A 14,324-nucleotide genomic window follows, 5' to 3' on the forward strand; every position below is an offset into this window, starting at 1 on the left:
CATGCCGATCAGGGTGCGGACCCAGGTCCAGGAGTTGATGGAGACGCCCACCCCACCCGCCCGAGTGGCCCCCGGCACCCCCGCCCCCGCCCCCACCCCCGGCAACGGCCTCCTCCTCACCGAACTCCCCGTCCCGCACCGCCCCAAGGGCTCCCCGTACACGGTGAACGACCAACTCATGGTCACGACGGCCCTGATGATCGCCCACTGGAACCGCGAACACGGCGCACACCCCCGCCCGATGCGCATCACGATGCCCGTGGACGACCGCCCCCGAGGCACGGACATGCCGATCGGCAACGGCACGAGACTCGTAGAAGTCACCTTCGCCCCGGAGGAGTTGGCGGAGGCAACCAAAATCGACCGGCACCACACCATGGGTGAACTGCTCCACCGCACGGCAACCCGAACCCGCGCCCTCAAAGCCCTCCCCCGCCCCCAACTGGGCCACGGCGCAGCCCTGTTGACCGCCCCGGTCGTCCCCGTCGCATGGCGCGCGACCCTCACCCGGGGCCTACGCAGAGCAGCCGCCCCCTGGACCTCGACCACGCTCCTGAGCAACATCGGCCGTATCCCGTACACCCTGGACTTCGGCGACACCGCGGGCCGCGCGCACGCCGTCTGGTTCTCCGCCCCCGCCCGCATGCCCCGCGGCCTCACCGTGACGACAGCGTCCACCGCGGGCAAGCTGCACGTCGCCCTCCGCTGGTCCAGCGCCCTCCTCGGCCCCGGCGACGGCGCCCACCTCCGCGACCTCTTCGAGCACTACCTGCACACGACGGAGGAGCACCCCACATGACGACCAGCACGACCCCGAACCCACGCCACCCCCCGCCCCCGGCACACCCCCCGGCACACGACGACCTCCGCGACTTCTACGAGAACCCCGCCGTCCCCGTCGCCTCCGGCCCCTCCCGCACGCTCCGTCAGGCCCGCGTCCTCGCCACCGCCCTCGGCCCGGCCCCGGCCACCGAACACCCCCGCACGATCCTCGACATCGGCTGCGGCGACGCGACGGCCGCGGCCACCGCGAGCCCCCTCCTCACCGGCCACCGCATCATCGGCGTCGACTGGTCCCAGGACGCCCTCACCCGCGCCCGCACCCACCTCCCGTACACGGTCCGAGGCGAACTCACCGCACTGCCACTCCACACAGCCTCCGCCGACGCCGTCCTGTTCAGCGAGGTGATCGAGCACCTCGTCGACCCGGACACCGCCCTCGCCGAGATCCGCCGCGTCCTGCGCCCGGGAGGCCATCTCATGCTGTCCACACCGAACTTGGCCGCCTGGTACAACCGCGCCCTGCTGCTCGTCGGCGTCCAGCCCGTGTTCTCGGAGGTGAGCCTGCGCGCGATCCACGGCCGCCCGGGCAAGGAGGTCGTAGGACATCTGCGGCTCTACACCCCGCGTGCGCTCAGGGAGTTCGTGACGGCGGCCGGCTTCGAGGTCGTAGGACTCAAGGGCGCTCCCTTCCACGGCGTACCACGAGCACTCCGCCCCCTCGACCGACTGGCCTGCGCCAGACCGCCGTTGGCGTCGATCCTGCTGCTGCACGCGCGGAAGACGTAGGGGCGCGGTCGTGTGGTGGGGAGTGGCGGCGGCCCTGTTGGCGAACGTCCTGTACAGCACCGGCTTCGTCCTGGAGAAACGGGCGCTCGTGGCCCTGCCCGAGGTGACGGTCCGTCAACCGGTGAGGCTGCTGCGGCTGGTGCTGGGCAGCCCGCTGTGGATCGGGGGGTCCCTCGCGCTCGCCTCCGGGTTCGGCGCGCAGCTCGCCGTGTACCGGACGCTGCCGATCGCCGCCGCGCAGGGCATCTTCGTGTCCGGCCTGGTCCTGCTCGTGCTGCTGTCCGCGCGCATGCTCGGCGAGGAGACCAGCGGCCGCGAACGGTACGCGCTCGGCGCGATCCTCGTCGCCCTGCTGATGGTGGTGCTGTCGCTGAAGGAGGGCTCGGACCACGTCAGCCGCAACGCGCCCTACCCGCTGATCCTGTTGGTCTGCGTGCCCTCGCTGGCGGCCGGTGTCTGGCTGTACCGGTCCACCGAGCGCAGCGCGGGCCACCGGCACCGGCTGCCCACCACGGGCGTCGAATACGGCGTGGCGGTGGGCCTGTTGTACGGGGTCAGCTCGCTCGCCATCAAGGGGGTGTCGAGTTATCTGACGACAAGTGACCTGGGCGGGGCGGTAGTTGGGCTGCTCCGGTCCCCGTACCCGTATCTCCTGCTGTTCACGGGCGCGTTCGGCCTGGTCATGTCCCAGGCGGCGCTGCAGCGTTGCCGGGCCTCGCTGATCGTGCCGGTCTGTACGACGGTGACCAGTCTGTTCACGGCGGTGCTCGGCACGCTCGCGTTCGGCGAGGCCCTGCCGCACGACCCGCTGCGCCTGGCCCTGCGGATCGGGGGCACGGCCCTGGCGGTCGTGGTCCTGCTGACCATGCCGAAGCACGACAACGCGCCTCAACCACCGGTCGAGGCGAAGGAGTTGACGCCCCCATGAACCCGGACGACCCGCTGCTGAAGATCCTGGCCTGCCCACTCGACAAGGGCCCGCTGCACCTGCTCCCCACGGACGCCCTCTACAACCCGCGCCTGCGCCGCCGTTACCCCATCGTCGACGGCATCCCGCAACTGCTGCCCTCGTCCGGAGAGCAAGTGACCGACGACGCCGAGCACTTGGAACTCCTCAAACGGATGGCCCCATGACCTCCAAGCCCCGCGCCTCCAAGCCCCGCACCCCGACGTCCCACACCTCCGTTCCCCGCACCCTCACCGCCCGTCTCGCGCCCCTCCTCCCCACCCGCCTGGTCGCCGCCACCGCCCGCGCCGTCTACCCCCGCTTCGAACCCGAACTGGCCCGCCTGGGCGACCTGTTGCCGCCCGGCTGCGGCACGGCGGTCGACGTGGGCGGCTGGTACGGCCCCTGGACGCACCGCCTGTGGAGACACGCGCGCGAGGTGGTGACCGTAGAACCCGTCCCCCACCTGGCGCGCCTGCTCGCCTCGGCCGCCCCCGCGCACGGCCGGGTGATCCCCGCCGCCGCCTCCGACCGCCCCGGCACCGCCCGTCTCTGGCTGCCGCCGGACGACGAGGGCGACCGGGGTGTGTCCTCCCTGGTCCGCCGGGACATCCACGCCCGAGCCGTACACGTCCCCTGCGTCACACTCGACGGCCTGAACCTCCGTGACGTCGGCTTCATCAAGATCGACGTGGACGGCAACGAACTGGCCGTCCTGCACGGCGCGACCGGCCTCCTCACCCGCGACCGCCCCGCGCTCTTCGTCGAACTGGAGTCCCGCATCCAGCCGATCGCACCGGTGGTGACGTACCTGTCGCTGCTCGGCTACGAGGGCTGGGTCCTCCCGGACACCGACTGGGTCCGGCTCGCGACCTTCCCCCTGGAGGAGCACCAGGCCCGCACCTCGTACGTCGTCTCCCAGGGCCTGCTGCGCCGCGTCCTGCCCTTCGCCCGCGGCCCCCGTTACGTCAACTCGGTCCTGTTCCTCCCCGACGGCCGGGCCCCCGGTGTCAGTGCCGTGCGCGACGATGGATCGCATGCCCGAAGCGAAACGCCCCGCCCGCCCCTTCAGCCCCCTCGACTTCCAGCTGGTCCTGCTGCGCCGCATGGCGGACCACAACCCGGACCTGGTCGAGAACGCCCGTCATGAGCTGGGCGCCTCGATCGCCGACATGCGCGAGGCCAACAAGCGTTGGCAGGCCATGCTGCACTCCCCGCGCGGCCGGGCCGCCGCCTCCCGGTACCGCTCGATCCTCGGCACCCCCGAGTCGACGGCCGCCCGCAAGATCGGCGACCTGGACTGCGAAGCCCGGCAGTGGCCCCTCCACCTCTGGCCCGACCTCCGCTTCGAGGTGCTCACCGCTCCGAACGGCGCCGTGTGGAACGAATGGCTGGTCCGCGCCCCGGGTGCCGAAGGCCCGCCCCTCCACACCCTCGACGACCTGACCCCCTGGTCCTGCACGGTCGACGAGGCGGCCCGCGCCTTCGCCCCGGCCCGCCCCCTGGAGGGCACGGCCCCCACCCGCTGGGGCCTCGCCTTCACCGCCCCGGACACCCAGGGCGTACGCCACCGATGCGCGGCCGAGTTCACCTGGGGCCTCCTCCAACGAACGGCGGTCAGCGACTAGCGGCCGCCCCCAGAATCGCCTCGACCACCACGGCCAGCGACGACCCCGGATGCAGATCGAGGAAGAGGTTCGGCTCGACGAGTTCCAGCTCCATCACACAGGGCTTCCCGTCCGGCCCGTCCACGAGGTCCACGCGCGCGTACAGCAGCTCCGGAGCGTCCGGTACGGTGGCCAACGCCCGTTCGGCGACGGAGAGTTCGGCCTCGGTCGCCGTCCACGGCTCCAGGTCCGGGTGGGACACCTTGTCGTCGTCGTACGCCGTCCCCCGCGCCAGCACGGCCCCCTTCCGCGAGGCGTGTACGAACCGCCCCCCGAAGAACAGCAACGCCCGCTCCCCGCTGACGTCCACGTTCGTCAGATACGGCTGCACCATCGCGGTGAGCCCCTCCGCATGCATGCGCTCCAGCTGTCGTACGGCCGTCTCGTGCTCGTCGGGCGTGTAGCGGGCGGCGAAGCGCGCGCCCGCGCCGGCGGTCGGCTTGACGACGTACTCGTGGTCGTCGGGGAGGTCGGCCGGGTCACCGGGGGCGAGATAGCGGGTCGGTACGACGGGCACGCCGGCCGTCGCGAGGTCGCCGAGGTACCGCTTGTCGGTGTTCCACCGCACGACCCGCACCGGGTTCGCGAGCCGCGTCACCTTCGCGGTCCGCTCGGCCCACGCCACGAACTCGGCCGGCCGCCAGCTGTAGTCCCAGGTGGAACGGATGACGACGAGGTCGTACGCGCTCCAGTCGGTCCCCGGGTCGTCCCACGGCACCCCGACGGCCTCGGCCCCGGCCGCCCGCAACGCCTCCACCAGCACCGGAAGGTCACGGTCCTTGCTGGGCTTGGGTCCGGGGTCGTAGGTGGCGAGCGCGATACGGGGCACGGGAGCCTCCAGCTTCGTACGGCGGTAGAGCGGCGGTGGATCGTTCGGCGGTAGATCGTTTCCGCAGGTTAACCACGGCTCCCGCAACCGAGGCAACCGGATTGACCTTCCCCTTTGGTGAAGCCCCAGCATCGGTGACGGAACCGAAAGAGGTCGAGGCGCACATGGGCGGAACGGGAAACATGCTGACCATCGGGGCCTTCGCGCGGGCGTGCAGGCTGTCGCCGAAGGCGCTGCGGCTGTACGACGAGCTGGAGCTGCTGCGGCCGGCGCGCGTGGACCCCGACAGCGGATACCGGTACTACGCGGTGGCACAGCTGGAGCGGGCGCGGCTGGTCGCGTGGCTGCGGCGGCTGGGCATGCCGCTGGCCGGGATCCGCGAGGTGTGCGCCCTCGAACCGGCCGCCGCCACCCGCGAGATCCGCGCCTTCTGGGCCCGGGTCGAGGCGGAGACGGCCGTGCGGCGGGATCTCGCCGGGTTCCTCGTCGACCATCTCGCGGCCGTGTCGGCCGCACCGGGAAAGGACACCACCATGCTGGAACTGCGTTACGCCGCCCACTCGGACCGCGGCCTGGTCCGCCCCTCCAACCAGGACACCGCGTACGCGGGCACCCGGCTGCTCGCGGTCGCCGACGGGTTCGGCCCGGCGGGTGCGCCCGCGAGCGGCGCGGCGGTGGAGGCGCTGCGTTTCCTGGACACCGAGGAGGTGCCGGCGGGCAATGTGCTCAACCTCCTGGAGGAGGCGGTACGGGGCGCCACCGACGCGGTCCGTGACGTGGCCGATCCCGGCGAGAACGGCACGACCCTGACCGCGCTGCTGTGGACGGGCTCGAAGCTGGCGCTCGTGCACATCGGGGACTCGCGCGCGTATCTGCTGCGCGACGGCGGGCTCTTCCGGATCACCCACGACCACTCGGTCGTCCAGTCGCTGATCGACGAGGGTCGGCTGACGCCGGAGGAGGCCGGCTCCCACCCTCAACGCGCCATGCTCCTCAAGGCGTTGACGACCGCCGCCCCCGACCTGAAACTCCACGACACCCGCCGCGGCGACCGCTACCTCCTGTGCTCGGACGGCCTGACCGCGGTCGTCCCGGAGCACCGGATCCGCGAACTCCTCACCGCGAACCCGGACCCGGAGGAGGCCGTACGGTCCCTGGTCGACGCGGCGAACGAGGCCGGGGGTCCGGACAACATCAGCTGTGTGGTGGCGGACGTGGTGTAGGAACGGGGGTGTCCCCGACGTCCGGGGACCGTTGCCCCCGACGGTTAAGGAGTGCGCCGCGTGTCCACCCTCTTCCCGGCCCTGACGAACCCTGGCGACCAGCCTGCTCTCAGGTTCGGTGACCGGTCCCTGACGTACGCGGAGCTGGGCGCGGCGGCGGACGCCCTCGCGGCCCGGTGCATTGGTGCCGGCCGGGTCGCCGTGTGGGCCACCTCCTCGCTGGAGGCGGCCGTCGCGGTGATCGCCGTACTGCAGGCGGGGGTTGCGGCCGTCCCCCTCAACCCGAAGTCGGGCGAGAAAGAACTCGGCCACATCCTCACGGACAGCACACCGACCCTGATCCTGGCCGCACCGGGCGACGAACTTCCTTCTCCGCTACGGCACTTGGAGCGCGTCGACGTCGACTTGCGCGCGGTGGGCCCGGTCGCCGGGGAGCGGTCGTCCGGCTCCGACGAGGACCCCGCCCTCGTCGTCTACACCTCCGGCACCACCGGCCCGCCCAAGGGCGCGGTCATCCCGCGCCGGGCGATCGCCGCGACGCTGGACGCGCTCGCCGACGCCTGGCAGTGGACCGGCGAGGACGTCCTCGTGCACGGGCTGCCGCTGTTCCATGTGCACGGACTGGTGCTGGGCATCCTGGGCCCGCTGCGGCGCGGCGGCTCGGTGCGGCACCTCGGCAGGTTCAGCACGGAGGGCGTGGCACGGGAGTTGAACGACGGCGCGACGATGCTGTTCGGCGTCCCGACGATGTACCACCGCATCGCCGAGACCCTCCCCGACGACCCCGAACTCGCCAAGTCCCTCGGCCGGGCACGCCTGTTGGTCTCCGGCTCGGCCGCGCTCCCGGTCCACGACCACGAACGCATCACATCGGCGACCGGCCGCCGCGTGATCGAGCGCTACGGCATGACGGAGACCCTGATGAACACCAGTGTCCGGGCAGACGGCGAGCCGCGCGCCGGAACCGTGGGCATCCCGCTGCCCGGCGTGGAACTGCGGCTGGTCGAGGAGGACGGCACCCCTCTCCCGGAGTACGACGGCGAGAGTGTGGGCGAGATCCAGGTGCGCGGCCCGAACCTCTTCACCGAGTACCTCAACCGGCCCGACGCCACGGCCGCCGCCTTCACCGCCGACGGCTGGTTCCGCACCGGCGACATGGCCGTGCGCGACCCCGACGGCTACGTCAGGATCGTCGGCCGCAAGGCCACCGACCTGATCAAGAGCGGGGGTTACAAGATCGGCGCGGGCGAGATCGAGAACGCCCTCCTCGAACACCCCGGGGTACGGGAGGCCGCCGTCACCGGCGAACCGGACCCCGACCTGGGCGAACGGGTCGTGGCCTGGATCGTGCCGACGGACCCCCAATCCCCGCCAGGACTCGATGAGTTGGCCAATCATGTGGCGAGCCGCCTCGCCCCGCACAAGCGCCCTCGCGTCGTCCACCACATCGCCGCACTCCCCCGCAACGACATGGGGAAGATCCTGAAGCGGGCCCTGACTCGTGACTGAACGCCTGTCCGCGCGCGAGACGCTCGCCCTCATCGCGGACGCCTTTGACGAACTCCCGTACCCGGCACGGGAGTCCAAGCCCGACGGCCCCCTCGCCTGGCAGGGCTACGACGCCTCGCGCGCCCGCGCCGCCGACCGCACCGGCGAGTCGGAGTCGGTGATCTGCGGCACGGCGACGGTCGCGGGCACGCAAGCGGTGCTGATCGCCTTCGAGTTCGGCTTCCTCGGCGGCTCGCTCGGCGAACGCACCGGGGACCGTCTTGAAGCGGCGTACACGTACGCCCGTGAACACCGGCTGCCGGTCGTGGCGTTGGTCGCCACCGGTGGCAGCCGGATGCAGGAGGGCATGATCGCCCTCACCCAACTCCAGCGCGTGGCACGCCAGTCGGTGCTCACCCGGGAGGCCGGCCTGCCGCAGATCGCGGTACTGCGCGACCCGACCACGGGCGGCGGCTGGGCCACGCTCGGCGCGGGCGCCGATGTGATCATGGCGCTGCCCGGCGCCCAGGTCGGCTTCGCGGGCTCCCGCGTCCGACCACCGGACGCGGACCCGACGGCGTACACGGCCGAGGCCCAGGTGACGGCGGGCGCGGCCGACGCGGTCGTACGACCGGAGGAGCTGAAGGAGACCCTGGGGAGGTGGCTGCGGCTGCTGACCACACCGTGGGCCGGACAGGCACCGGTGCCAGCGGCGCTCGACCGGTCGACTCGGCACACCTCGGCCGGCCCAGCGGCGACCGCGCGAGACGCGGTGCAGAACTCCGGATCGGCCCGGCACGCCGAGGCCGACCTCCCGGGGACCGGGCTGGACGCAGAGCAGCGCGCCCGGTCGACCCGGCACACGCCGGCCGGCCCACCGGCGGCCGCGCAAGAGGCCGTGCAGCGCGTCGCGGCCGACCTCCCGGCGACCGGCTGGGAAGCCGTGCAGCGCGCCCGTTCCCCCCAACGCCCGCGCGCGGCAAGCTACTTGGATGCCTACTTCACTCACCGGCTCGCGATCAGCGGCGACCGGTGCGGCGGCACCGACGCGGGCATGTTGTGCGGCTTCGGCGAGCACGAGGGCCGGACGATCGCCTACGCCGCGCAGGCCGGGACGGCGACCCGTCCCGCCGGCTATCGCACCGCCGCCCGCCTGATCCGGCTCGCGGACCGGCTCGGCATCCCGGTGCTGACGCTGGTGGACACCCCGGGCGCGGCGAACGACGCCGAGGCGGAACGGCAGGGAGCGGGCGCCGCGATCGCCGACCTGTTCGGCGCGGTGGCCTCCGCCCGCACCCCGCTCACCACCCTGCTGATCGGCGAGGGCGGCTCCGGCGGCGCACTGGCGCTGGCCGCCCCCGGCAACACCTGGGCCACACCGGACAGCTACTTCTCGGTGATCGCGCCGGAGTCGGCGGCCGCGATCCTGAAACGGCCACCGGAGGAGACGGAGTCGACGGCTGACCAACTCCACATCCGTCCACAGGACTTGGCGGAACTGGGCGTGATCCGGACGACGACACGACCCGAATGAACGTGAACGACGGCGCCGTCTCCCCTCCCAAGGAGACGGCGCCGCCCGTCTGAATTACCGGACGCCGGCTGACCTACCGAACTCCCACCGCCCGGACGATCTCCTGTCGGACCGAACCCCCCTGGTCGTCCCTCGCGGAGGCCCGCAGCGAGATGTACTGAGCGCCGCGCGGCACGGTCAGCGTCCCGTGCCACTTCGCACCCGCCCCGCCGAGTTGCACCGACCGCCACGACTTCCCGTCGTCGTACGACACTTGGAGCGTGCCGCCGACGATCGCCCCGGTGTCCGGCGCGCCCACCACGTACGAGGCGCTGATCCCGACCGGTACCCGGCCGCCGCCCCGCACATCGCCCGCGAGGTCGGTGTCGATGTCGAAGGCGAGGTTGAGGAGGGGCAGGAAGGTCCACCGATCGGCGGGCGTGGCCGCCGACTTGAAGGTCCACTCGGCGTGGCCCCGGGTGGAGAGTTCCCAGCGGTCGGGGTCGAGGGCGGTGTCGGTGACGACCTTGTAGGTGTGTTCGTCGGCGGGGGCGTCCCAGTCGTAGGCGCCGGAGCTGGTCCGCCGGTCGACCAGGGTGCCGTCCCGGTACACCTCGGTGGTCTGCGTCATGCCGCTGCCCTCGCTCCACACATCGCCGAATCCGGTGTGGTCGGGCCCGGAGTCACCCCAGCCGGGAGTGTTGAACTGCAGCTGGTTGCCGGACCGTTGCTGCCCCCACCCGAGTCCGGTGCCGAGCCACGGATGCCATACGGGCTTGAACCAGTCGAGGGTGCGACGCGCTCCGCCCGTGTACTGGACCAGCCCGCTGCGCTCCTCCAGCGTGCCGTCCCCGACCGTCACGGACTCCGACCAGCGCTGCCCGGGACCGGTCGACACGTAGTCGGTCCGCACGGCCGGGTAGTCGATCCGCTCCAGGAAGCCGAGCCCGAGGGGAAAGGCGTCGGTGATCGAGTAGCGGAACTCCCCGCCGCTCACCGGCTTCACCGCGTGGAACTTCGTGTCCAGGACGGCGAGTTGACGACGGCTGGGCGCGTAGGTCAGATCGGCGTCCGGGATCGCCCCTTGGTGTCCGGCCGAAAGGTCGTACGTGTAGGGCGTGTTGCGCGTCCCGGTCATGTCGACCCTCTTCGCCGCCCGCAGCCGTGCCGCGTCGGCGGCATTCACCGAGGCGATCTGAAGTGTGCGGTCGGAACCGTCGTCCGCTCCCCACCAGGCGTTGAGCCGCCCGGCCGCGTCGTCCGTCACGAACAACGCCTTGGCGCCGGCGTCTTGGGCGGCCTGCGCGAGCGCGACCGGATCGGCGCCGTCGGCGAGATGGGCGAGCACCGCGCGCCCCCGGACGACACCGGTGACGGGACCGTCCCCGACGTCCACCAACGGCAGCCGGCTGTGCCCCTCGGTCAACGTGCCACCCGGCTGGACAACGGCCTCACCGACCCCCTTGACCTCCAACAGCGGTTTGCCGAGCCGCCACACGGTCCGGTACTCGAAGCCGCCCTGGGTGACCTTGTCGGTCGGGGCGGCGAAGACACTGTCGTACATCACCGGCACCTGAACGGCGTCGAAGAGATCGGAGCCGTTCGCGTTCCGGTCGTACTCCATGACCAACTGTCGTGTCTCTGTGCGCTGTTGAACCTCGGCGCTGACCTCTCTGAGTCGCCGCCCGTCGAGGGTGACCTCGCGGTCCCGGTCGAGGGTGATCTGCGGCGCCGCGAGAAAACCGAGCCCGAGCGAGTCGGCGCCGTGGCTGCCGCGCACGTCGAGGAAGGAGGTCAGGCCGTAAGTCCCGGGCTGGAGGCGGAGTTTGAGCGTCCCGGAGTCTCCGACAGCTACCGGGTAGGGGTCGTAGCCCTGGGCCAGCCGCTGCACCACCAGGTCGGCGGCCGTGGCAGCCCCGTCCCGGTCCTTCACGTGGACGGTGAGCGTGTACCGCTCTTCTTCCTTGACCAGCCCCAACGCCGTGTGCGCGACGGGAGTTCCGGCGACGGAGGCGACGACCTGCCCGCTGGTGTTACCGACCTCGGCCTTCGAACCGTCGCCTGTCACGGTAGTGGAGGCGGTGCCGTGCGCGGGCACGGTGAGGGTGGAGTCGGCGAGGGTGGCGACACCGGCCGGGGCACCCTGGACGGCCAGGCTCAACTGGACGTCGTCGGAGGACGAGTTGGCGTAGGTGAGGGTCCTGGTGACCGGCTTGTTGCCGTCGTACGGCCAGCTGTAGAAGCCGAGGTCGGCGCTACCGGTGGCGGTGACATGGGCGTCGACGGCATCGGGCACGCTCACCCGCCCGGCACCCAACTCATAGACAGACGAGTCGAGTTGCTTGCTCGTCGACATCAGCGCGTCCTTGATCTCCGCGCCGGTCCAGTCGGGATGCTCCTGGGCGAGCAGCGCGGCCACCCCCGCGACGTGCGGCGTCGCCATCGACGTACCGCTCATGGAGGTGTAGTACCCGCTGCCGTCGACGAGTTGGGAGCGGGCGGCGAGGATGTCGACGCCGGGTGCGGAGAGGTCGGGCTTGAGCGCGTTGTCGCCGTAGCGCGGCCCGGCGCTGGTGAAGTAGGCGGCCTGGTCGTTCGCGTCGACGGCGCCGACGGTGAGCGCGGAGTCGGCGGCGCCGGGTGAACCGATGGACGAGGGGGTGCCGGTGTTGCCGGCGGCGATGACGAAGAGGGCGCCGGTCTCCTGGGAGAGGGTGTTCACGGCCTGCGCCATGGGGTCGGTGCCGTCGCTGGGTTCGGTCGAACCGAGGCTCATGGACACGACCTTGGCGTGCACGTCCCGCGCGGCCCACTCCATCCCGGCGATGATCTGCGACTCGCTCCCGGACCCCTGGTCGCTGAGCACCTTGCCCACGGCGAGGGTGGCGTCCGGGGCAACTCCCTTCTCCTGCCCGCCGGATGCGGCACCGCTGCCGCCGACGGTGGAGGTGACGTGGGTGCCGTGTCCGTTGCGGTCGGCGACGTCCTCGCCGTCGATGAAGCTCTTGGTGACGGAGACCCGTTGGGCGAGGTCGGGATGCGAGAGGTCAACTCCCGTGTCCAGTACGGCGACTGTGACCCCCTTGCCGGTCAGCCCGGCCTCCCACGCGTGCGCCGTACCGATCTGCGCGTTGCTCGCCGCCATGTCGGCGCTGACCCGCCCGTCCAGCCAGACCTTCCGCACCCCGTCCTGCCGGGTGAACGCCCGCCAGAACCCGCGCCCCTTGTCCGCGTCGACGGCGGCCCCGCGCACACTGGCGAGCGTCCGCGTCCGCTCGGCGCCGCGCGGGGTCGCGGTCGGCGCCCCCTTGTCGTACGTCACGATCAGCGGCAGCTCGTCGGTCTTCCGATCGGCGAGCCCCTGCCGTATCAGCTCGCTCACGTCGAAGAGCCGACGGTCCAGGGCGCCCGCCCGCAGATAGGGGAGAGCCTCGTCCGGTACGACGCTGATGTCGCCGTTCGCCATCTGTGTGCGGACGGCGCCGGTGGCGCCCCGGGGGCGCTCGACGCTCACGGTCTTCCGGCCGCCCGCGAGGTCGGTGACGGTGACTTTGTCGCCGGTGACGAGGGTGACGGTGCGGGTCGCGTTCGCGGTGGGGGTGGGGGTGGTGTTCGTGGCGGGGATGGTGTTCGTGGCGGGGGTGGCGGTGGCCGCGTGTGTCTGTACGGCCGGCGACAACGCGACCACGAGCCCGGCCGACAGCAGCACCGCCCCGCGTCTGACTGGTCCTCTGCTCATGCACGCCCCTCTTCGTCGAACCGTCGAGTCGTCGAGTGCTGCGAAGAGTGTCGTGTGCCTTGTGGTGCAGGGGAGTTGAGCGGGGCTGGCGGATTGACGCCCTGGCGGCTTCCCGCCAACACGGCGTCACGAAGACGTCCCCCTTTGCCCCTTACTTCTTCTTTAACTAGGGCATTGCGGACAAATACCCCCATTTAGCCGCACCCCGCCCGGCCCACCACAAGGCGCGCCCACTCCCCCACCCCCGCACGATGCGAAAGAGGCCCGCCACCCGGCGAAGCCCCGGTCCGCTCTCGGGAGAACCTGCCATGACCGTCAGTCTGGAGCAGTTGCGACGCTGCCATTTCGCCGTCGACCTGGGAGCGGCCCGCACCCGTGTCTACGTCAAGGGTGCCGGGCTCGTCGTCGACCAGCCGTCCGCCGCCGCCGTGAACACGCGGACCGGCGCGCTGATCGCCGTAGGAGAGTTCGCGGAGAAGATGACGGGCCGTACGCCCGACTACATCCGCGTGGTCCGGCCCGTGTCCGGCGGAACCGTCGTCGACATCGAGATGGCGCAGCGCATGCTGCGGCATCTGATCGGCGACAAGGTCCGCCGCGCCCTGCGCCGCAAGCCCCGGCTGCGGGCCGCGGCCTGCACCCCGCACGACGCCGATCCGCTGGCGCAGCGGGCCGCGATCGAGACGCTGGTCGGGCTCGGGGCGCGCCGCGTGGAACTGGTCGACACGCTGATCGCCGCCGCGGTGGGCTGCGGGCTCCCCGTCGAGCGGCCCGAGGCCACCATGATCATGGTGTGCGGGGCCGCCGCGACCCAGGTCGCCGTGCTCTCCCTCGGCTCCATCGTCACCGCCGAACGCATCCCGGTGGGCGGCGAGGCCGTGGACCACGCGATCGTGCAACACCTGCGCCACGAGCACGAGTTGATGCTCCCCAGCCAGTCCGTACGCCCGCTGCAGCTCGCCCTCTCGGGCAACGGTCTCACCCCGCACGGCCCGTCCACCACCGAGATCCACGGCCGGGACGTGGCGAGCGGCCTCGCCCGTTCCGTACGGGTCGACACCGCGGCCGTACGGGACGCGATCGAGACCCCGCTGACCGCCGTGCTCGACGGCATCGGCCGGGTGCTGCGCAACTGCCCGCCCGACCTGGTGGCCGACCTCGCCGACCGCGGGATCATGATGGTCGGCGGCAGCGCGCTGCTCCCCGGCTTCGACCAGATGCTGCGCGCGGCGACCGGTATGCCGGTGCACATCGCCGAGCGGCCGGACGTGTGCGCCGTACAGGGCCTGGGTTACATGCTGGAGGGCAAGATCGAGCCGCTGGTCCTGGACCCGCTGGCCACCACCTGAG

11 protein-coding genes and 1 pseudogene are annotated in these 14,324 nt (G+C 72.1%); 10 read left to right on the top strand and 2 right to left on the bottom strand.

Features of this window, described 5'->3' with window-relative positions:
• The 6 genes and pseudogenes from ACFWP5_RS01230 to ACFWP5_RS01255 form a co-directional block, all read left to right on the top strand.
• Positions 1–799 (top strand): annotated as a pseudogene (locus ACFWP5_RS01230) (condensation protein); the annotation flags it as partial.
• Positions 796–1,569: a class I SAM-dependent methyltransferase gene (locus ACFWP5_RS01235; protein WP_384148663.1), complete on the top strand. Its 774-nt coding sequence runs from the start codon at positions 796–798 to the stop codon at positions 1,567–1,569. The pseudogene ACFWP5_RS01230 and the gene ACFWP5_RS01235, both read left to right, overlap by 4 nt.
• A 22-nt stretch (positions 1,570–1,591) precedes the next feature.
• The gene (locus ACFWP5_RS01240; RefSeq protein ID WP_384149061.1) at positions 1,592–2,497 is read left to right on the top strand and encodes a hypothetical protein; all 906 of its coding nucleotides are present in this window, start codon (positions 1,592–1,594) and stop codon (positions 2,495–2,497) included.
• Positions 2,494–2,703, top strand: coding sequence for a Trm112 family protein (locus ACFWP5_RS01245; RefSeq protein ID WP_019060261.1), 210 nt, complete (start codon positions 2,494–2,496; stop codon positions 2,701–2,703). Before ACFWP5_RS01240 ends, ACFWP5_RS01245 begins: the two co-directional genes overlap by 4 nt.
• Positions 2,700–3,665 carry an FkbM family methyltransferase gene (locus tag ACFWP5_RS01250; protein WP_384148665.1) on the top strand — a complete coding sequence of 322 codons (966 nt, stop codon included), beginning with the start codon at positions 2,700–2,702 and terminating at the stop codon, positions 3,663–3,665. The genes ACFWP5_RS01245 and ACFWP5_RS01250 overlap by 4 nt, the downstream gene beginning before the upstream one ends.
• Complete coding sequence (locus tag ACFWP5_RS01255) at positions 3,553–4,143, top strand: hypothetical protein (protein ID WP_384148667.1); 591 nt, start codon at positions 3,553–3,555, stop codon at positions 4,141–4,143. Before ACFWP5_RS01250 ends, ACFWP5_RS01255 begins: the two co-directional genes overlap by 113 nt.
• Here the strand turns inward: ACFWP5_RS01255 and ACFWP5_RS01260 are convergent.
• Positions 4,133–5,011, bottom strand: coding sequence for a RimK family alpha-L-glutamate ligase (locus tag ACFWP5_RS01260; protein ID WP_384148669.1), 879 nt, complete (start codon positions 5,009–5,011; stop codon positions 4,133–4,135). The two genes, ACFWP5_RS01255 and ACFWP5_RS01260, sit on opposite strands and share 11 nt — an antisense overlap.
• Before the next feature lie 164 nt (positions 5,012–5,175).
• Between ACFWP5_RS01260 and ACFWP5_RS01265 the strand changes: the two genes are divergently transcribed.
• From ACFWP5_RS01265 to ACFWP5_RS01275, 3 genes are read left to right on the top strand one after another with little or no spacing between them, the layout of a single operon-like run.
• Positions 5,176–6,234 (top strand): MerR family transcriptional regulator, encoded by a 1,059-nt coding sequence (locus ACFWP5_RS01265; RefSeq protein WP_384149063.1) that lies wholly within the window; start codon positions 5,176–5,178, stop codon positions 6,232–6,234.
• A gap of 60 nt (positions 6,235–6,294) precedes the next feature.
• Positions 6,295–7,743 (top strand): acyl-CoA synthetase, encoded by a 1,449-nt coding sequence (locus tag ACFWP5_RS01270; protein WP_384148671.1) that lies wholly within the window; start codon positions 6,295–6,297, stop codon positions 7,741–7,743.
• Positions 7,736–9,256 carry a carboxyl transferase domain-containing protein gene (locus ACFWP5_RS01275; protein WP_384148673.1) on the top strand — a complete coding sequence of 507 codons (1,521 nt, stop codon included), beginning with the start codon at positions 7,736–7,738 and terminating at the stop codon, positions 9,254–9,256. Before ACFWP5_RS01270 ends, ACFWP5_RS01275 begins: the two co-directional genes overlap by 8 nt.
• A 73-nt stretch (positions 9,257–9,329) precedes the next feature.
• Here ACFWP5_RS01275 and ACFWP5_RS01280 read toward each other — a convergent pair whose 3' ends face one another.
• Positions 9,330–12,974 (bottom strand): S8 family serine peptidase, encoded by a 3,645-nt coding sequence (locus ACFWP5_RS01280; RefSeq protein WP_384148675.1) that lies wholly within the window; start codon positions 12,972–12,974, stop codon positions 9,330–9,332.
• Positions 12,975–13,282: 308 nt separating this feature from the next.
• On the opposite strand from ACFWP5_RS01280, the gene ACFWP5_RS01285 reads away from it, so the two are divergent.
• On the top strand, positions 13,283–14,323 hold the full coding sequence (locus tag ACFWP5_RS01285) for a rod shape-determining protein (RefSeq protein WP_384148677.1): 1,041 nt from the start codon (positions 13,283–13,285) through the stop codon (positions 14,321–14,323).
• The last annotated feature ends 1 nt before the right edge of the window (position 14,324 follow it).

The sequence above is a fragment of the Streptomyces sp. NPDC058469 genome (genome assembly GCF_042721125.1).
In the GTDB taxonomy this organism is placed as follows: domain Bacteria; phylum Actinomycetota; class Actinomycetes; order Streptomycetales; family Streptomycetaceae; genus Streptomyces.

Bases quoted from the DNA above. Each gene is read 5' to 3' on its own strand.
- ACFWP5_RS01235 (WP_384148663.1), top strand. From the start codon at position 796: ATGACGACCAGCACGACCCCGAACCCACGCCACCCCCCGCCCCCGGCA.
- ACFWP5_RS01245 (WP_019060261.1), top strand. From the start codon at position 2,494: ATGAACCCGGACGACCCGCTGCTGAAGATCCTGGCCTGCCCACTCGAC.
- ACFWP5_RS01250 (WP_384148665.1), top strand. From the start codon at position 2,700: ATGACCTCCAAGCCCCGCGCCTCCAAGCCCCGCACCCCGACGTCCCAC.
- ACFWP5_RS01255 (WP_384148667.1), top strand. From the start codon at position 3,553: ATGCCCGAAGCGAAACGCCCCGCCCGCCCCTTCAGCCCCCTCGACTTC.
- ACFWP5_RS01265 (WP_384149063.1), top strand. From the start codon at position 5,176: ATGGGCGGAACGGGAAACATGCTGACCATCGGGGCCTTCGCGCGGGCG.
- ACFWP5_RS01280 (WP_384148675.1), bottom strand. From the start codon at position 12,974: ATGAGCAGAGGACCAGTCAGACGCGGGGCGGTGCTGCTGTCGGCCGGG.
- ACFWP5_RS01285 (WP_384148677.1), top strand. From the start codon at position 13,283: ATGACCGTCAGTCTGGAGCAGTTGCGACGCTGCCATTTCGCCGTCGAC.